The sequence below is a fragment of the Pseudomonas asuensis genome (assembly GCF_014646755.1).
In the GTDB taxonomy this organism is placed as follows: domain Bacteria; phylum Pseudomonadota; class Gammaproteobacteria; order Pseudomonadales; family Pseudomonadaceae; genus Chryseomonas; species Chryseomonas asuensis.
In genome coordinates this window covers 206,046-222,272 of sequence record NZ_BMNW01000003.1, presented here as the reverse complement: position 1 = coordinate 222,272, position 16,227 = coordinate 206,046, and the positions used below count along the sequence as shown (strand labels likewise).

The following is a 16,227-nucleotide window of genomic DNA, read 5'->3' as shown; positions in this document are numbered from 1 at the left end:
ACCTACGGAGTCGTTACCATGCCCAACCTGTTTGATCCGATCAAAATCGGCGCGCTGGAATTGCCGAACCGCTTTGTCATGGCGCCGCTGACGCGCTGCCGCGCGGACGATAACCGCATCCCAACGGATCTCATGGTTGAATATTATGCGCAGCGCGCCTCGGCCGGCTTGATTTTGAGTGAAGCCACCTCTGTCCATCCCATGGGAGTCGGTTATCCGAATACGCCTGGTATCTGGTCCGACGAGCAGGTTGAAGGCTGGAAAAAGATCACCTCGGCTGTTCACAAGGCGGGTGGTCTAATCATGCTGCAACTTTGGCACGTGGGCCGCATTTCCGCACCGCTTTATCTCAATGATGAAAAGCCGGTGGCACCCAGCGCCATTGCTGCCAAAGGTCATGTCAGCCTGGTACGCCCCAAGCAGGAATATGTAGCACCACGCGCCCTGGAAACTGAAGAGATTGCTGGCGTTATCGAGGCTTACCGCAAGGGCGCTGAAAATGCCAAGAAAGCCGGGTTCGATGGTGTTGAGGTACATGGGGCCAATGGTTATCTGCTCGATCAGTTCCTGCAGAGCAGCACTAACCAGCGAACCGATCAGTATGGCGGCTCAATTGAAAACCGGGCTCGCCTGATGCTTGAAGTGACCGATGCCTGTATCGATGTCTGGGGTGCCGACCGCGTGGGTCTTCACCTCTCCCCCCGTTGCGATCTGCATGACATGGGTGATGAAAGCCCTGCCGAGACTTTTGGTTACTTGGCGCGCGAGTTAGGCAAACGCAACATTGCCTTTATTTGCGCCCGTGAGGCTGAGGGAAGCGACAGCATTAGCCCGAAAATCAAGGAGGCCTTTGGGGGTGTATTTATTGCCAATGAGCGCTTTACCCACGACAGTGCCAATGCCTGGCTGGAAAGCGGCAAAGCCGACGCAGTGGCATTTGGTGTTCCGTTCATTGCCAACCCTGACCTGCCGGAGCGCTTTGCCCGTCAGGCCATGTTGAACGAGCCTCACCCGGAGACCTTTTATATTCCAGGCCCAGTAGGCTATATCGACTATCCTCGGCTGTAACGAAAAAGCCCCGCACACGCGGGGCTTTTTATGTCTTCAGCGCTTTAACGGTGAGTATTGAGTTGCTGCTGAAGATTCTGCAATTGAGTCTGGATCGTACTGATATTGCGTACGGTCTGAGCCCGAAACGCGTCGAATGACGCTGCGTCAGGCCCACTACTATTGCTACGCGAGTCCAGTTCGCTGCGTAGAACAAGAAGATCCTGCTGCAAGCTTTCGATAGCACTGGAAGGATCGCTCCGTTTCTTGAGAGCGACGATGTCCGCTTGCAACGTTTTGTTCTGTGCTGCAAGCGAATCAATTTGATCGCTGAAGCGCTTTAAGTCCCCTTGAGCAGTTTTCAAGGCAGCTTGCTCATCAGCCAGGGCAGCGACACGACCATTCAGATCGGATGCACTACTTTGCTGCGTTTTGAAGTCGGCAGCCAGCTGGTCGATTCGCTTGTCCAGTGCACTTTGAGCATCCACTGCAGCTTGCTGCTGACGCGCCACGTCTGCCATTTTGGTCTCAATATTTTTGAGCCGCAGCAGCAAGGATTCCCGGCTGGAGGTTCCGCTCGACTCAGTGGCTACAAGCTTGCCTGAAATATCCTGAAGACGGCCGGCAGCCTCTTCGCTGATTCGTGCAAAGTTTTCCTGGGTTGCGACCACTTGTTCCTGCATAAGCTGAATTTGCTGGTGGCTCCACCAGCCTAGCCCTGCTAGTGCAATGAGCATGGCTGCAATCAAGGCCCAAAGAGGGCCTGTACTTGGGATGCGAGCAGGCTTTGTACCGCGCGAAGCCCGCAAAGGCTCATGGGCAGCAGCACTATGGGCCTCCTTAACCTCCCGCTCCTGATGGCCAGACGCATGGCGCTGGTGTCGACCATGGCTGGCAGGCCCGAAATCTTCGCTAAGGTCCTTGTCAGGCGTCAGGCTGGGTACATTATCGAGTTCATCAAATGAATCGTTTCGCATAGCGGACCTTCATTGGTGAAAGAAGCATGAGCCGACAGGCACGAGGCTTGCCCTCAAAAGCCCAGTATACAAATGGTGCCATAGTGATAGCAGTCCGGCGTTACCGCCTTGCGGAACGGTTTTCAATATATTCGTCCAGCGCTTTCCAGAGGGTGGTCTGAGGCTGATAGCCCAGAATATCCCGAGCGCGGCTGATATCTAGCGTAAAGTCACGATCCATAAGGTGCAGGGGATCAGGTTCGCGTTCTTTTCTGGAGGATTTGATTGCCGCCATAACATCTTTTAACAACACCTTGGGCTGCAGAAGGGGCATAGCCTGACTCAGCACCGGCAACTTCAGGCGACGCATCAGATAATTGACAACATCCCACACCGGTTGAGATTGGCCTTCACTCAAATTGAAGGGCTTGTTTAGTGCATCTGGATGTTCGGTCATGAGTGCTACGCTCAAAGCCGTGCATAGGCTATTCATGCTGGTGAAGTCCCAGCGGTTAAGCCCATTGCTCGATTGACGCAGACGCTTTTGACGGTTGAGCTGGACAAGCTTTGGCGCCCAGGCATTATCAGGCAGCCCAATAACCTGTGCCGGTCGCAAGACAATCACGTTCAACCCGAACTCTGATGCTGTAAACGCCAGACGCTCGATCTGTAAACGCCGCTGCGCCTCGGCCGTTCGTGGCTTGGCAGGCACATCCTCTTCCTTAAGCGCCTGCCCTCCTGCTTCATAAATATGACTGGAAGATAGATACACTAAACGCGAGACCCGCATGTGCAAACAGGCCTCAATAAAGGAAACACTCGCCTCCATGGCGTGTGCAGAAAGATAGCCTATGCCATCAGTACAATGTGCAACGGCATCAATATCATCACACAGTCGCCGGGCTTGCTCTGTATCGGTCAAAGCGCCGGGAATATACTCAGCACCCTGCTTGACCAAAGCATCAAGCATATCCCCTGGCTGACCATGAACACGCACCAGATGCTTGTCCGCCAATAGATCCAGGGCGAGGCGTGCACCAATGTAATCACTCGCGCCCGTCACCAGAATTCGCATTAGATCTCCCCGTCAAGTCGCTACCAACCAGCGAACTGCCTGGCGTTCCAAATGCCGAGTCAATGCCGCCAGCAAATCACCACCGTTACGCCAGGAATGCCAGTACAGCGGCACATCGATCACTTGTCCTGGCACCAGATCAATCAGCTCGCCTCGCTCACGCTCCGCTTGAGTCTGCAACTCAGGCAGAAGCCCCCAGCCGAGCCCATTGGCAACCATTTTCACGAAACCTTCCGAAGAAGGACAGAGATGATGATCGAAATGGCCGGTAAAGCCCAGCCGCGCTAAAAAATGGTGTTGAAGCTGATCGTCGGGCCCATAGACGATTGCAGGCACCTGAGCAAGGCGCTCGACAGTTATGTCATCGGATAGATAATGAGCATGAAACGCTGGGCTGGCGACTGCCCGATAACGCATCGCGCCTAGCAGCACTGCCCGGGCCCCGGCTACCGGTCGGGGACTGGCGCACACACAGGCGGCAACCTCCCCGGCCTGCATACGCTTGAGCCCTACATCCTGATCCTCAACCACCAGATCCAGCAATAGGCTCTGGCGGGTACAGAATGGGCCAACACTTGCAGCCCACCACGTAGCCAGACTATCGGCATTGATAGCCACACGTAGCCGTTCCACTGTTTTGGAGTCATCAAGCCCAGGTACTTGACCATGAAGATCACGCTCAAGCAACCGCACCTGCTGAACATGGTTGAGCAGCCTTTGCCCGACTTCGGTAGAGGTTGGTGGTGACGTACGCACGATAACAGGCTGGCCGATGCGAGCCTCAAGCAATTTGATTCGTTGCGATACCGCGGACTGCGACAAACCCAACACCTGAGCCGCTCGCTCAAAGCCCCCTTTCTCCACTACGGCTGCGAGCGCAGCCAACAGCTTGTAATCAAACATCAGTTTTACTAATGACTAATCAGCATTATTTGTTTTTCTTATAGCCTGATCTTCTCCAGACTTGCCACTCTTTTCTGGAGAATGTCCATGTCCCGCGCTATCTCTGATCTTTCGCTACTGCTAAGCCAGATGCAGCCTGTGCTCAACCCGGGACAATATGTGTTTTGTACCCTGGGTGAACAACAGCTGCCAGTAGACGTCACTCCCCTGGCAACCTTTAGGGAACAGGAAGGCATGACCGTTATTCTGGCTCGGCAGGATGCCGACCGTTTGAGTCTATCCTATACGTATGTGGCCGCCTGGATTACTTTGAACGTTCATTCCGCCTTGGAAGCGGTTGGGTTGACCGCCGCGTTTTCAAACGCATTGGCACAACAAGGCATCAGCTGCAATGTTGTAGCCGGGTTCTACCATGATCATTTATTCGTAGCAGAGGCTGATGGAGAGGCTGCCATGGCTACCCTATTTCAGCTTGCAGGACACTGAAATGTGGCAGAGCTACCTAACAGGCCTCGTGACCATGGGTGGCTTGATCATAGCCATTGGGGCACAAAATACGTTCATTCTTGCTCAAGGATTGCGTAGAGAGCATCACCTGCCGGTCGCAGCGCTTTGCTTGTTCTTTGATATCAGTCTGGTAACGATCGGCGTGTTTGGCCTAGCCACTCTTTTGGCAGGAAATGCCTGGCTAATGGTCCTTTTAAAATGGGCTGGTATTACTTTCTTACTCTATTACAGTGTCTGTGCCTACATACGAGCCCTCAAGTCACAAGCGCTCTATAGCGCGGCGGCGGCTCCCCGCTCGCTGGGTAAAACACTGGGTATCACTCTGGCCGTCACGCTCCTGAATCCTCACGTTTATCTGGACACCGTTCTGGTTCTCGGGTCGCTCGGCAACCAGCAGGCGGCGCCCTTGGCTTTTACAGTAGGTGCAGGCTGCGCCTCTGCGCTCTGGTTCTTCAGCCTTGCTATTGGCTCGGCACGACTGGCGCCTTATCTCACCCAGCCTCGCGTGTGGCGCATGATCGATATAGCGATTGGAACCGTCATGCTGCTAACAGCTGTGCAGCTTATTCTTTATAAGACCTGATACCTTCTGTCGGGTTTGTTACATGGCGAGCTAACGAAGCGAGTGCTATGATCCCCCGCCGCGGTCCTGAGCCTAGAGCCAGACCGCTGGTTAGACCGGCGCCTGATCGGTCGACCATGCCGTGCAATGCCCTGACGAAACATTATGGAGAGATAACCATGGCTTTCGAATTGCCGCCGCTGCCCTATGAGAAGAATGCCCTCGAGCCGCACATTTCTGCCGAGACGCTGGAATTCCACCACGGCAAGCACCACCAGACCTACGTGACTGCCCTGAATAACCTGGTGCCCGGCACTGAGTACGAAGGCAAAAGCCTGGAAGACATCATCAAGACGTCCTCCGGCGCGATCTTCAACAACGCTGCGCAAGTGTGGAACCACACGTTCTATTGGAACTGCATGACACCTAACGGTGGCGGCCAGCCTACGGGCGCACTGGCAGACGCCATCGCTACAGCTTTCGGCTCCTTTGACAAGTTCAAGGAAGAACTGACCAAAACAGCTATCGGCACATTCGGCTCCGGCTGGGCCTGGCTGGTCAAGAAAGCTGATGGCTCCCTGGCGCTGGCCAGTACTATTGGCGCAGGTAACCCTATTACTTCGGGCGATACGCCTTTGCTGACAATCGACGTATGGGAACACGCCTACTACATCGATTACCGCAACCTGCGTCCAAAGTACCTTGAGTCCTTCTGGAACACTGTTAACTGGGATTTCGTAGCGAAGAACTTCGCTGCCTGATTCTGGTATCTCTCGACAAAACCCGGCTTTTTTGCCGGGTTTTGTTTTTTAAGCCATGCTTACTTTTACGGATAGGGAGCTAGACTCGGTTATTAAACATTTCATCCTGCAGTAGCGCATGGGAGGCCAAGCCATCCATGGAAAGGAGCATAGAGTGAAGCTGAGCATTCGGCATAGTTTGTCGTTGAAACTGCTTCTTGTGGCACTGCCAACAGCCTTGCTCATTGGGCTGCTGTTGGGCATGGTGCAGATCGCTTATGAAGCCAGGCAGATTCGAGAACATATCCAGACAGATGCACACCAGACGCTGTCCATGGTCAAGGACCCTGCTACTCAGGCCATTTACCGTCTGGATGATACGATGGCTGAGCAAGTTACCCGGGGTTTGTTCAAGCATCCCTCTATTCATGAGGCCTACATAGGCTCACCCGGCGAGGTGCCTTTATCAGAGCACTCCCGCCCACTGCTCAACACCCCGACACGCTGGCTCAGTGATTGGCTCTTTGGCCGGGAACAACGCTTCAGTGTTCGCCTCACAGGTGCCCCACCGAATGAAGAGTATTACGGCGACCTGCGCATCGCCGTCGACACTGCGCCTTACGGCCAGAGACTCATAAGGAATACAGCGGTTATTCTGGTATCGGTTCTGGCTCGTGTTCTAATTCTGGTATTGATACTTTACCTGGTCTACCACTGGATTCTGACACGTCCTCTTTCCCGGGTATTAAACCATCTGGCTTCGATTGAGCCAGGTCAGTCAGGGTATAAATCCCTTCCCTTACCTAAGGGACATGAGCACAACGAGTTAGGACGCTGGATAACCACGGCTAACCAATTGCTAGCCTCAATCGAGCGCAACACCTTACTACGTGAAGAAGCCATCAATAGTCTTCAGCGTATCAGCCAGCATGATCTGCTGACGGGTCTTTCCAACCGACAGGCCTTTCACGGCCAGCTTGAATGGACCCTCTCCGAGGCAGACCGGCAAAACCATAACGTAGCCGTGTTATGCCTGGGCCTTGACGATTTCAAAAGTATCAATGAGCAATACGGTTATCAGGTAGGTGACCGGCTTCTTCTCAAGTTGGTGACACGGCTACGAGCCGGTTGCCCAAACGTAGATGGCTTTGGGCGGTTAGGCGGGGACCGCTTTGCACTTATTAAACTGATCAAGCAGCCTGACGAGGCGGCTGAATTGGCCCATGCCGTCATGGATGCGCTCGACTCACCCTTCAACGTCGAGCAGTATCAAGCCCATTTGAGCGCCTCGATCGGAATCACGCTATACCCCGAGGATGGCCAGACCGCTGACCAACTAATGCAGCGCGCCGAACAAACCATGGCCCTGGTAAAAACTCAGGGCCAGAACGGGTACAAGTTCTATGTTGCCAGCGTGGATCAGGACATTCGGTTCAGGCGAGGCTTGGCAAAAGACCTGCGCGAGGCCTTGAAACGGCAGGAGCTTTATTTGGTCTACCAGCCTCAAATCGATTACGCAAGCCAACGGGTCAGCGGTGTAGAAGCCCTGCTGCGCTGGAATCATCCAACCCATGGATTTATTCCTCCAGATGTCTTTATTCCGCTGGCCGAGCGCACTGGCAGTATTGTAGCTCTGGGTGAGTGGGTGCTTGAACAAGCCTGTAGTCAATTGCACATCTGGTATGCCAGCGGCTACACGTCACTGCGTATGGCCATCAATCTGTCAGCCGTACAGTTACAGCAGGAGAATCTGCCAGCCTATATACAATCGCTCCTGCTACGCCATGGACTTCCTCCCAAGCGGTTGGAGCTTGAGGTTACCGAAACGGCGTTAATGGAAGACGTGGACACTGCTGTACAAACACTTCGCCGGCTCAGGGAAGTTGGCGCGCTGATCGCATTGGATGATTTTGGTACGGGCTATAGTTCTCTGGCCTATCTGAAGCGCCTACCGCTGGACAAGATCAAGATTGACAAGAGTTTCGTACAGGACCTGACCAATGAAAAAGATGATGCACCTCTTGTCCGCGCCATCATTCAACTGGGGAAAAGCCTTAACAAAGAGCTTATCGCTGAAGGCGTGGAAACCGACCTGCAGGAAGCATACATCGTAGAGCAAGGCTGTGATGAGGGTCAGGGTTATTTCTACAGTAAACCCATTCCAGCCGCTCAGGTGCCCGACTTTATCGAAGGGCGCATGCAAGGCCTTCCCCTTTCACGGGTTGTGCCAGTAAAGCACTGACCACAAGCGAAAAAGGTTTTCAAAAATGAAAATCTTTCGCATTATTATCTAGCTTTTCTCCAGACTCATGCGATGAGTACCCTATTTTAGAAAAGGATTCCGGAATGACCCGTATGCATTGGGCGAGCGTAAGCCTCCTCGCTATCGCCATTTCCCTGGCAGGCTGTGGCGACGACAAGAAAGAACAGGCACCCACCAATCAAGCAGCAGCCCCTGCAGCCACCTCAGCAGCAACGTCACAGACGGCGAAACCGGATGAAGCAGCGGCCAAGGCCGTAATCAAGAATTATGCTGACATTGCTGAGGCCGTATTTGGTGACGCACTGACGGCTGGTCAAAACCTGCAAAAAGCGGTAGATGCCTTCCTGGCAGCCCCCTCCGATACCACACTAAAAGCGGCTCGGGAGGCATGGATCGCAGCGCGTGCACCTTATTCCCAGTCTGAAGTTTTCCGCTTCGGTAACCCGGTCGTGGATGATTGGGAAGGTCAGCTCAACGCATGGCCTCTGGATGAAGGCCTGATCGACTACGTGGCGTCTGATTATCAACACGCGACCGGTAACCCGGCGGCAACAGCCAATATCATTGCCAATGAAGAAATTCAGATCGGTGAAGACAAGATTGATGTCAAGGAAATTACCGGCGAAAAACTGGCTAGCTTGAATGAGCTGGCAGGCTCAGAAGCCAACGTGGCGACGGGTTACCATGCAATCGAATTCCTACTGTGGGGGCAAGACCTTAATGGGACAGGCCCTGGCGCAGGCAACCGACCTGCAACGGACTATCTTGCAGGTGATGGTTGCACAGGTGGTCATTGCGATCGCCGTCGCGAATACCTGAAAGCGGTAACCGACCTGCTGGTCAGCGATCTGGAATACATGGCGGGCCAATGGAAGCCAGGTGTACCTGACAACTATCGCGTTACCCTGGAGCAGGAAAGTGCCGACTCTGGCATCCGCAAAATGCTGTTTGGCATGGGTAGCCTGTCACTTGGTGAACTGGCTGGTGAGCGTATGAAGGTCTCCCTTGAGGCCAATTCGACTGAAGACGAGCATGACTGCTTTAGCGACGATACTCACCACACCCTCTACTACGATGCGCTAGGCATTCGTAACGTCTACCTCGGTCAGTACAAGCGTATAGACGGTACAGAGGTGAAAGGTCCGAGCCTTTCCGAACTGGTCGCCAAAGCCGACCCGCAAGCAGATACCACGCTTAAGGCCAGCCTCGATGACACACAGGCCAAAATGCAGGCTATTGTCGATCGCGCCGAGAAAGATGGCGTTCATTACGATCAGATGATTGCTCCGGATAACACAGCCGATCAGCAAAAGATTCGCGACGCCATTCAGGCACTGGTCAAGCAGACCGGCTCCATTGAACAGGTTGCTGCCAAGCTGGGTATCCAGGACCTGAAGCCTGATAACGCCGATCACGAATTCTGATCTGTCCTAACAACACAGCGTACTTTACGAAGCCACGGCAGGCCCCGCCTTCCGTGGCTTCAGTGCATTCCGGTTGATCTTTTGAATAATAACGTCTGCCTCTGATGACAACAGCTTCTTTCCGCCTGGGCTCCCTGGTGCTTCTCGCTTTGCTTCTAAGCGCCTGTGATGACTCACCTCGTTTTACCCGTGCGGAACCGGGTGAAGCGCTGTCAGCGGGAGCAGCCAGCGTCAATGACCAGAGCGCCAATGCGTTCTCGTTTCCTTCCAACAATCTGACGCCAGCCCAACGCCTGGACTTCAGCGTGGGCAACAGCTTCTTCCGCAACCCGTGGGTCATTGCACCCTCCTCCACTACGGCACGAGATGGCCTGGGTCCCTTATTCAATGCAAATGCCTGCCAGGGCTGCCATTTGAAGGACGGCCGCGGACACCCGCCAGGTCCAAACGCTACCAATGCATTTACCATGCTGGTCAGACTTTCTATACCGGGCGGACCGCAGGATGAGGAGACACTGAAAAAACTAGGTGTCGTGCCTGAACCTACCTATGGCGGACAGCTGCAAGACAATGCTATTCCAGGCGTCCCTCCAGAAGGCAAGGTCAGATTCGATTACACAGACATACCAATCACGTTCAAGGATGGAACGGTGATCACTTTGCGCAAGCCCACACTGCGTATAGAAAATCTCGGCTACGGCCCGTTTCATCCGCATGTTCAGTTTTCTGCCCGTGTAGCGCCGCCCATGATCGGATTAGGCCTGCTGGAAGCCATCCCTGAAAACGACATCCTCAAGAATGCCGACCCTGATGATGATAATGGGGATGGTATTTCCGGGCGTGCTAACTGGGTCTGGAGCTTTGCCGAGCAAAAGACGATGCTGGGTCGGTTCGGCTGGAAAGCTGGTCAACCTACCCTTGACCAACAAAACGCTACGGCCTTTTCCGGCGACATGGGTCTGACTACCAGTCTGATTCCCAATGACGATTGTACAGAGGCCCAAACCGCCTGCAAGCAGGCGCCTAATGGCGGTGATCCAGAAGTTAGCGACAACATACGCCGCATGGTGCTCTTTTATACGCGCAACGTTGCAGTCCCTGTCAGGCGTGGCGTTGAGAAGCCCTCCGTCTTGCAAGGCAAGACCTTATTTTATGCATCAGGCTGTACTGCCTGTCACATACCAACCTTCCAAACCGCTGCCACCGCAGAGGTCCCCGAGTTGGCCAACCAGACCATTCACCCTTACAGCGATCTTTTATTGCATGACATGGGCGAAGGACTGGCCGACAATCGCTCCGAATTTTTAGCCAGTGGCCGTGAGTGGCGTACTCAACCTTTGTGGGGGATCGGCCTGACCCAGAAAGTCAGCGGCCATACGCAGTTTTTACATGATGGTCGTGCTCGTAACCTGCTCGAGGCCATTCTCTGGCATGGCGGGGAAGCCGAGACGGCCAAGCAAAACGTATTGGGGCTCAATGCCGAAGAGCGTACAGCCCTGCTTGATTTTCTGAATTCGTTATAAGGAGCGTTACATGTTCCGCCCGCGGCTTTTGCTAACCGGTCTTGCCCTGGCACTCGGTGCCTGCTCGCCACAGAATCAACAGGCTCAGACCAGCGCTGCTCTTGCCGAGCAGGTGTTGTTACCAGCGTACTCCCGCTGGGTAGATGCCGACCGCACATTGGCAACCAGCGCCGTAGCCTTCTGCTCAGGCAAGGAGGATCTTAACAAGGCGCGCGAGGCTTTTTTCAATGCGCAAAAGGCCTGGGCTGAATTGCAGCCATTACTGATTGGTCCGCTGGCTGAGAACAATACGGCCTGGCAGGTACAGTTCTACCCCGACAAGAAGAATCTGGTCGCCCGTCAAGTTGAGCAATTGCTTAAAAGCAACCCACAGGTTGATAAAACTACGCTGGATAAAGCCAGTGTCGTCGTTCAGGGCCTGACAGCTTATGAATATATTCTGTTCGACAGCAACATTGAATTGGCCGATGCTGAGCAGAAGGTACGTTACTGCCCGCTCCTGACTGCTATTAGTGAGCATCAGCAGGAACTGGCCCAGCGCATTCTGGCTCGCTGGAAGGAAACCGATGGGATGCTGGCACAGCTCTCCAAATTTCCGAACCAGCGCTATGCCGATGCTCAGGAAGCTATTGCCGACCTCCTGCGAGTCCAGGTCACTGCGCTGGACAGCTTGAAGAAAAAACTGGCCGTCCCGCTGGGTCGCCAAAGCAAAGGTATTCCTCAACCGTATCAGGCCGAAGCGTGGCGCAGTGAGTCTTCACTGTTAAGTATTGCAGCAAGCCTTGCCAGCGCCCAGACACTATGGAACGGTGTAGAGGGTAAAGGGTTACGTGCGTTACTACCCAAAGAACAGAAGCCGCTAGCTGACAAGATCGATGCAGCCTATGGCGATAGCAGTAAACAGTTGGCTGAGTTGCAACAACAGCCACTGAAACACTGGCTCAGCGACGAGGGCGGCATTGCCAAGCTCAACGCGTTCTACGACAGCCTTAATACCGTACATCGTCTCCATGAGAGCGAGTTGGCCAAAGCTCTCGGCATCCAGTTAGGGTTCAACGCCAATGACGGCGATTGATTGAAAACACCGGGTACCTATCATGTCAACCGTACTTAGTAGCCTGCTCCATACCCTGCAACGTCTAGGCAGCTGGACGTTTGCTTCCGGCGATCAAGAGCCTCTGCTGCTTTCTGCCCGCGATGACGTAGATGGCCACCACTATGCCGTTGGTTATCGCCTCAACGGCAAGTCTGTATTTGTTACTCAGGTTGCCCAGCGGTGCCATGCCATCGTGACGCACCCTGAAGAGCCTTTCGCAGTCTTCGTAGCCCGTCGTCCAGGTACCCAGAGCTATGTAATAGACCTACGTGATGGGAAGCTTGTCCAGACGCTCGACTCACCTTCTGATCGTCATTTCTATGGTCATGGAGTTTTCCATGCGAGCGGTGAGTGGTTCTACGCGACTGAAAATGACACAACAGATCCAGGCCGCGGCCTGCTAAGTGCCTATCGATTCAACGAGGGACGTTTGACCCGTACGCATGAGTTAAGCACTCATGGCCTGGGGCCCCATGAAGTAGCCTGGATGCCGGATGGCGAGACCTTTGTTGTTGCCAACGGCGGTATTCGCACCGAGGCTGAAAGCCGTGTAGAAATGAATCTCCATGCCATGGAGCCCAGCCTGGTATTAATGAGCCGCTCAGGCGAGCTGCTTTCCAAGGAAACCCTGGATTTGCAGATGAATAGCATTCGCCATCTGGCTATTGCTACAGACGGCACTATCCTGGCTTGTCAGCAGTATATGGGGGCCGCGACCGATGCCGCAGCCATGCTAGGCATCAAGCGTCCTGGCAAGACCTTTGAGGCGTTTCCAGTGGCCGAGCCACAGCGTCAGGCCATGGCCCACTATACTGCGAGCGTAGCGGTGCATAGTGAACTCAGACTTGTCGCCCTGACAGCGCCTCGCGGCAATCGCTTTTTCATCTGGGACGTGGACAGCGGCGAATTGCGCTTGGATGCGCCGTTGCCAGACTGCGCCGGCGTTGGCGCAGTAGAGGATGGCTTTATCGTTACATCAGGTCAGGGGCGTTGCCGCCATTATGACTGCAGCAATGTAAATATCACGATGAAGCCGCTCGAACTGCCTTCAGGCCTATGGGACAACCATCTGCTATTGCATTGATTAGGCACGATGGGTACCTGGTAGTACCCATCATGTCTATTGATCAGGAAGCGACCTGAAAAACGTGCTTCAAGTAATAAACGAAATCCTGATCTTCGCTCTGAGTCTTGCCAGGCACGTCAGAGATCTTGGCCACTGGCTGGCCGTTGCAGGACGTCATCTTAAGCACGATATTCATCGGTGCAACGCCTGGTAAATCACATGTGAAGTTGGTGCCAATACCAAAACTTACCTTGATCCGATCATTCAGTGCACGATAAAGGCCCAAGGCCTTTTCCAAATTCAACGAATCGGAAAACACCAGCGTTTTGTTCATCGGGTCAATGCCTAGGCTTTCGTAATGCCTGATTGCCTTCTCGGCCCATGTGAGTGGGTCACCCGAATCATGACGCAAGCCATCAAACAACTTCGCGAAATACAGATCAAAATCGCGCAGGAAGGCATCCATGGTCACGGTATCGGTCAGGGCAATCCCTAAAAGCCCACGGTACTCACGCACCCAACAGTCCAGGGCAGCAATCTGACTGTCAATCAGTCTTGGCCCTAATTGCTGATGAGCCATGAACCACTCATGTGCCATCGTACCTAGTGGTGTTACACCCAGACTCAGCGCTAAATGAACGTTGCTGGTACCTACGAAACGGCCAGGGAAGTCATCTCTCAACGCCTTGACTACCATCTCCTGAACCGGGAACGAAAAGCGCCTGCGCGTACCGAAATCTGCCATTTTGAAATTGGCCAGTTCGGTAGGGCTAGCCTCCTGCTTTAGCCATTCGAACTTACGATAGAGTTGGTCACGGGCTTGCTCCAGGCTCTGGTCCGGATAGCGATTGCGATTACGCACTTCACTTATCAGAGCAAGAATAGGAACTTCAAAAAGGATCAGATGCAGCCACGGGCCTCGCAGGCGCAAGCTGAAGGCATCGTTCTCAACCCCAATGTGCACGTAGCGTGGATTGAAGCGAAACAGACGAAGAAAGCGGATAAAGTCGGGTTTGATAAAAGGGATACGCTCGAGGAACGCTAACTGCTCATCACTGATACTAATATCGGCAAGCCGTTCAATCTCGGCACGGATCTCAGCTTCGTAGGGGCGAAGATCCTCATTGTTTCGGCATTTAAATGCCCACTCGACTTCCGCATTGGGATAGTTGTGCAGGACAGCCTGCATCATAGTGAGCTTATAAAAGTCCGTATCCAGAAGACTTTGAACGCTGCACCGGGAAAAAATACCATCAGCCATAGGTTTTGCTCGAGGTAATCAAATCAAACACTCACAGCATGCCCGAGCTCTGAATGAATAAAAACCCTTTTCCCGTACTTCGCAGCGTTAATTATCAGCGAGCACCTGTCGTGCTTTGAGACATGCCATACAAGAACAGCATGAGATTCTCATCGGCCGGAACCGCTTTAACCATTCTGGCATTAGCCGGTGTCTGGCAATAGGCGATTCCTTCGTGTCCCTGGACCACTGTCGCACCCGGCTCGTGCCAGGCTGAGAATGCCATTGTTGTAACGCCGAGAGCACCCACTAAAAGCAGACTTCTTGTAATTGTTAAGTTCATGGCTGCAACCCTTTGATGACCTTGCCAAATACTGCTTGGTAACCGTAGACCAAGGTCTGCCAGTCCGCATGACTGAACGACGAATGGCGCTTAAGTTGCAGAAGATCCCGCCGAGCGGCACGTTGCGATGAAAAACGACGACGACACTTCTCAAGATCGAGTAATGCAACATCAAACTCAACTTGCCCATTTACTTCGCGGGTGCGCAGAAATACATGCTTGTCATACAGGCAACCGTGCTGCCAGCGCGCTTTATGAAGGCGCGCCAACATAGCGCCCAATTGCGTCAGGAAGACATTGCGGACAGCCTGGTCATAACGCGCCTGATCCCCGCTGGCGTACCACTCTTCAAGCGAGACATAACCACTGAGTTCAGCACTGACCAGAAGAGCACGCCATCCGCCCTGTCCGTCCCGGCGTGCTTCGCAGAACAAAAGTTCTGGCACACCAACACCTAACGCAGCAATCGAGGCCAAGGCATCCCGTTCACGTAAAGCGGTTGGCCGTCCAAATGGATGGCGCAGGCTTCGGTAAATATGCCCTACCTGACGTTTGGCGTAAGCAATAGTACCGTCACCAATCCGTATGCGTTGGACGCCACTTTCTCCCCCCCGCCGCTCATTGGGCGCTTCAACCCACTCGCCCGACATGCCCCACCAGTTTTCAAAGGAACACTCTGGACCCTTTGATGCTGCTGTACCTTGTGGGAAAGACATATCGGACATAATCAAACCTTTCTTAGGATATAAACACGCCACATTGAATAATGCGGCAGAAAATCAAGATGCTTTTCGACACTGAAACCGGCCTGTACGAACTCATGCTCGACCTGCTCGGTATTTAGAACGATACGATTCTGATAACCCGTGCTTTTATTGCGGAGCTGTCGCTTGGCCTCAAGCTGCCTGCGACGCCATGCCTTGAAATTACCATCAACCCATAATGACAGAATGACCGTGTCGCGTGTTACACGATTGAATTCATTCAACATTTCCAGCCGGTCACCACTGTCACTTATGTGATGCATTAGACGCATGCAGAAAATACTGTCTACTGCGTTATCAGGCAGATCGATGGCAAAGGCGGATGTCTGCAGGGTACGAACACGCTGAACGATATGTTTAGGCTGAGAAGCACAAGCAACAGCCAGCATATCAGCCGAGTTATCAGCGCCAATAATGACCCGGTTCTGCTTTTCGGCCAGTAGAGGCCAAAAACGACCGGCGCCACAGGGTAGGTCTAAAACCAGACTGGGCTGCCCGGCTAACTTCAGGGCACGACGGGCAAGCTGCTCATCTCGCCAATGGGATAATCGGCGGGCCAAGCCATCCTGATGCTTCTTGAAATATTGCTCGGCATGCGCGCGGTCATATTTCTCGGAAAAAGGAAGCTCAATCGTGGATTTCATGGCGACACTCCATAAGTCAGATGCAGCCACCTTATGGAGCGAGCCGTTAAATGAGGGTCAAGGTCATGTGAAAA

16 protein-coding genes are annotated in these 16,227 nt (G+C 53.6%); 9 read left to right on the top strand and 7 right to left on the bottom strand.

The features are described 5' to 3' along the window. Positions 1-18: 18 nt before the first annotated feature. A complete protein-coding gene (locus tag IEX86_RS07685) occupies positions 19-1,068 on the top strand; it encodes an alkene reductase (RefSeq protein ID WP_188865545.1) in 1,050 nt (349 codons plus the stop codon). A 44-nt stretch (positions 1,069-1,112) separates the two neighbouring features. Here IEX86_RS07685 and IEX86_RS07680 read toward each other — a convergent pair whose 3' ends face one another. From IEX86_RS07680 to IEX86_RS07670, 3 genes are all read right to left on the bottom strand, one after another. Continuing rightward, on the bottom strand, positions 1,113-2,024 hold the full coding sequence (locus IEX86_RS07680) for an ATPase (protein ID WP_188865544.1): 912 nt from the start codon (positions 2,022-2,024) through the stop codon (positions 1,113-1,115). Positions 2,025-2,124: 100 nt separating this feature from the next. Next, entirely contained in the window at positions 2,125-3,078 is a 954-nt protein-coding gene (locus IEX86_RS07675; protein WP_188865543.1) for an NAD-dependent epimerase/dehydratase family protein, read from the bottom strand. A gap of 12 nt (positions 3,079-3,090) precedes the next feature. Then, the gene (locus IEX86_RS07670) at positions 3,091-3,981 is read right to left on the bottom strand and encodes a LysR family transcriptional regulator ArgP (RefSeq protein WP_188865542.1); all 891 of its coding nucleotides are present in this window, start codon (positions 3,979-3,981) and stop codon (positions 3,091-3,093) included. 87 nt (positions 3,982-4,068) lie between these two features. Here IEX86_RS07670 and IEX86_RS07665 point away from each other — a divergent pair, with 87 nt between their 5' ends. The 8 genes from IEX86_RS07665 to IEX86_RS07630 all read left to right on the top strand — a co-directional run bounded on the left by IEX86_RS07665 (position 4,069) and on the right by IEX86_RS07630 (position 13,180). Continuing rightward, complete coding sequence (locus tag IEX86_RS07665; RefSeq protein WP_188865541.1) at positions 4,069-4,467, top strand: ACT domain-containing protein; 399 nt, start codon at positions 4,069-4,071, stop codon at positions 4,465-4,467. 1 nt (position 4,468) lies between these two features. Further along, positions 4,469-5,071: a LysE/ArgO family amino acid transporter gene (locus tag IEX86_RS07660; protein WP_188865540.1), complete on the top strand. Its 603-nt coding sequence runs from the start codon at positions 4,469-4,471 to the stop codon at positions 5,069-5,071. A gap of 158 nt (positions 5,072-5,229) precedes the next feature. Further along, entirely contained in the window at positions 5,230-5,811 is a 582-nt protein-coding gene (locus IEX86_RS07655; RefSeq protein ID WP_188865539.1) for a superoxide dismutase, read from the top strand. A 154-nt stretch (positions 5,812-5,965) separates the two neighbouring features. After that, positions 5,966-8,032, top strand: coding sequence for a putative bifunctional diguanylate cyclase/phosphodiesterase (locus IEX86_RS07650; protein WP_188865538.1), 2,067 nt, complete (start codon positions 5,966-5,968; stop codon positions 8,030-8,032). A 104-nt stretch (positions 8,033-8,136) separates the two neighbouring features. Continuing rightward, positions 8,137-9,477 (top strand): imelysin family protein, encoded by a 1,341-nt coding sequence (locus IEX86_RS07645; RefSeq protein ID WP_188865537.1) that lies wholly within the window; start codon positions 8,137-8,139, stop codon positions 9,475-9,477. Between the two features lie 104 nt (positions 9,478-9,581). Continuing rightward, positions 9,582-11,000, top strand: a complete 1,419-nt coding sequence (locus IEX86_RS07640; RefSeq protein WP_188865536.1) for a di-heme oxidoreductase family protein — start codon at positions 9,582-9,584, stop codon at positions 10,998-11,000. A gap of 10 nt (positions 11,001-11,010) precedes the next feature. Beyond that, positions 11,011-12,075 carry an imelysin family protein gene (locus tag IEX86_RS07635; protein WP_188865535.1) on the top strand — a complete coding sequence of 355 codons (1,065 nt, stop codon included), beginning with the start codon at positions 11,011-11,013 and terminating at the stop codon, positions 12,073-12,075. 22 nt (positions 12,076-12,097) lie between these two features. Further along, positions 12,098-13,180 carry a DUF1513 domain-containing protein gene (locus IEX86_RS07630; protein WP_188865534.1) on the top strand — a complete coding sequence of 361 codons (1,083 nt, stop codon included), beginning with the start codon at positions 12,098-12,100 and terminating at the stop codon, positions 13,178-13,180. A gap of 43 nt (positions 13,181-13,223) precedes the next feature. On the opposite strand, the gene pncB is transcribed toward IEX86_RS07630, so the two are convergent. The 4 genes from pncB to IEX86_RS07610 all read right to left on the bottom strand — a co-directional run bounded on the left by pncB (position 13,224) and on the right by IEX86_RS07610 (position 16,153). Then, a complete protein-coding gene (gene pncB / locus IEX86_RS07625) occupies positions 13,224-14,423 on the bottom strand; it encodes a nicotinate phosphoribosyltransferase (RefSeq protein ID WP_188865533.1) in 1,200 nt (399 codons plus the stop codon). Positions 14,424-14,517: 94 nt separating this feature from the next. After that, positions 14,518-14,745 carry a hypothetical protein gene (locus tag IEX86_RS07620; RefSeq protein ID WP_188865532.1) on the bottom strand — a complete coding sequence of 76 codons (228 nt, stop codon included), beginning with the start codon at positions 14,743-14,745 and terminating at the stop codon, positions 14,518-14,520. Further along, entirely contained in the window at positions 14,742-15,470 is a 729-nt protein-coding gene (locus IEX86_RS07615) for a lipopolysaccharide kinase InaA family protein (RefSeq protein WP_188865531.1), read from the bottom strand. Before IEX86_RS07615 ends, IEX86_RS07620 begins: the two co-directional genes overlap by 4 nt. Positions 15,471-15,472: 2 nt before the next feature. Then, on the bottom strand, positions 15,473-16,153 hold the full coding sequence (locus IEX86_RS07610; RefSeq protein ID WP_188865530.1) for a class I SAM-dependent methyltransferase: 681 nt from the start codon (positions 16,151-16,153) through the stop codon (positions 15,473-15,475). Positions 16,154-16,227: the final 74 nt, after the last annotated feature.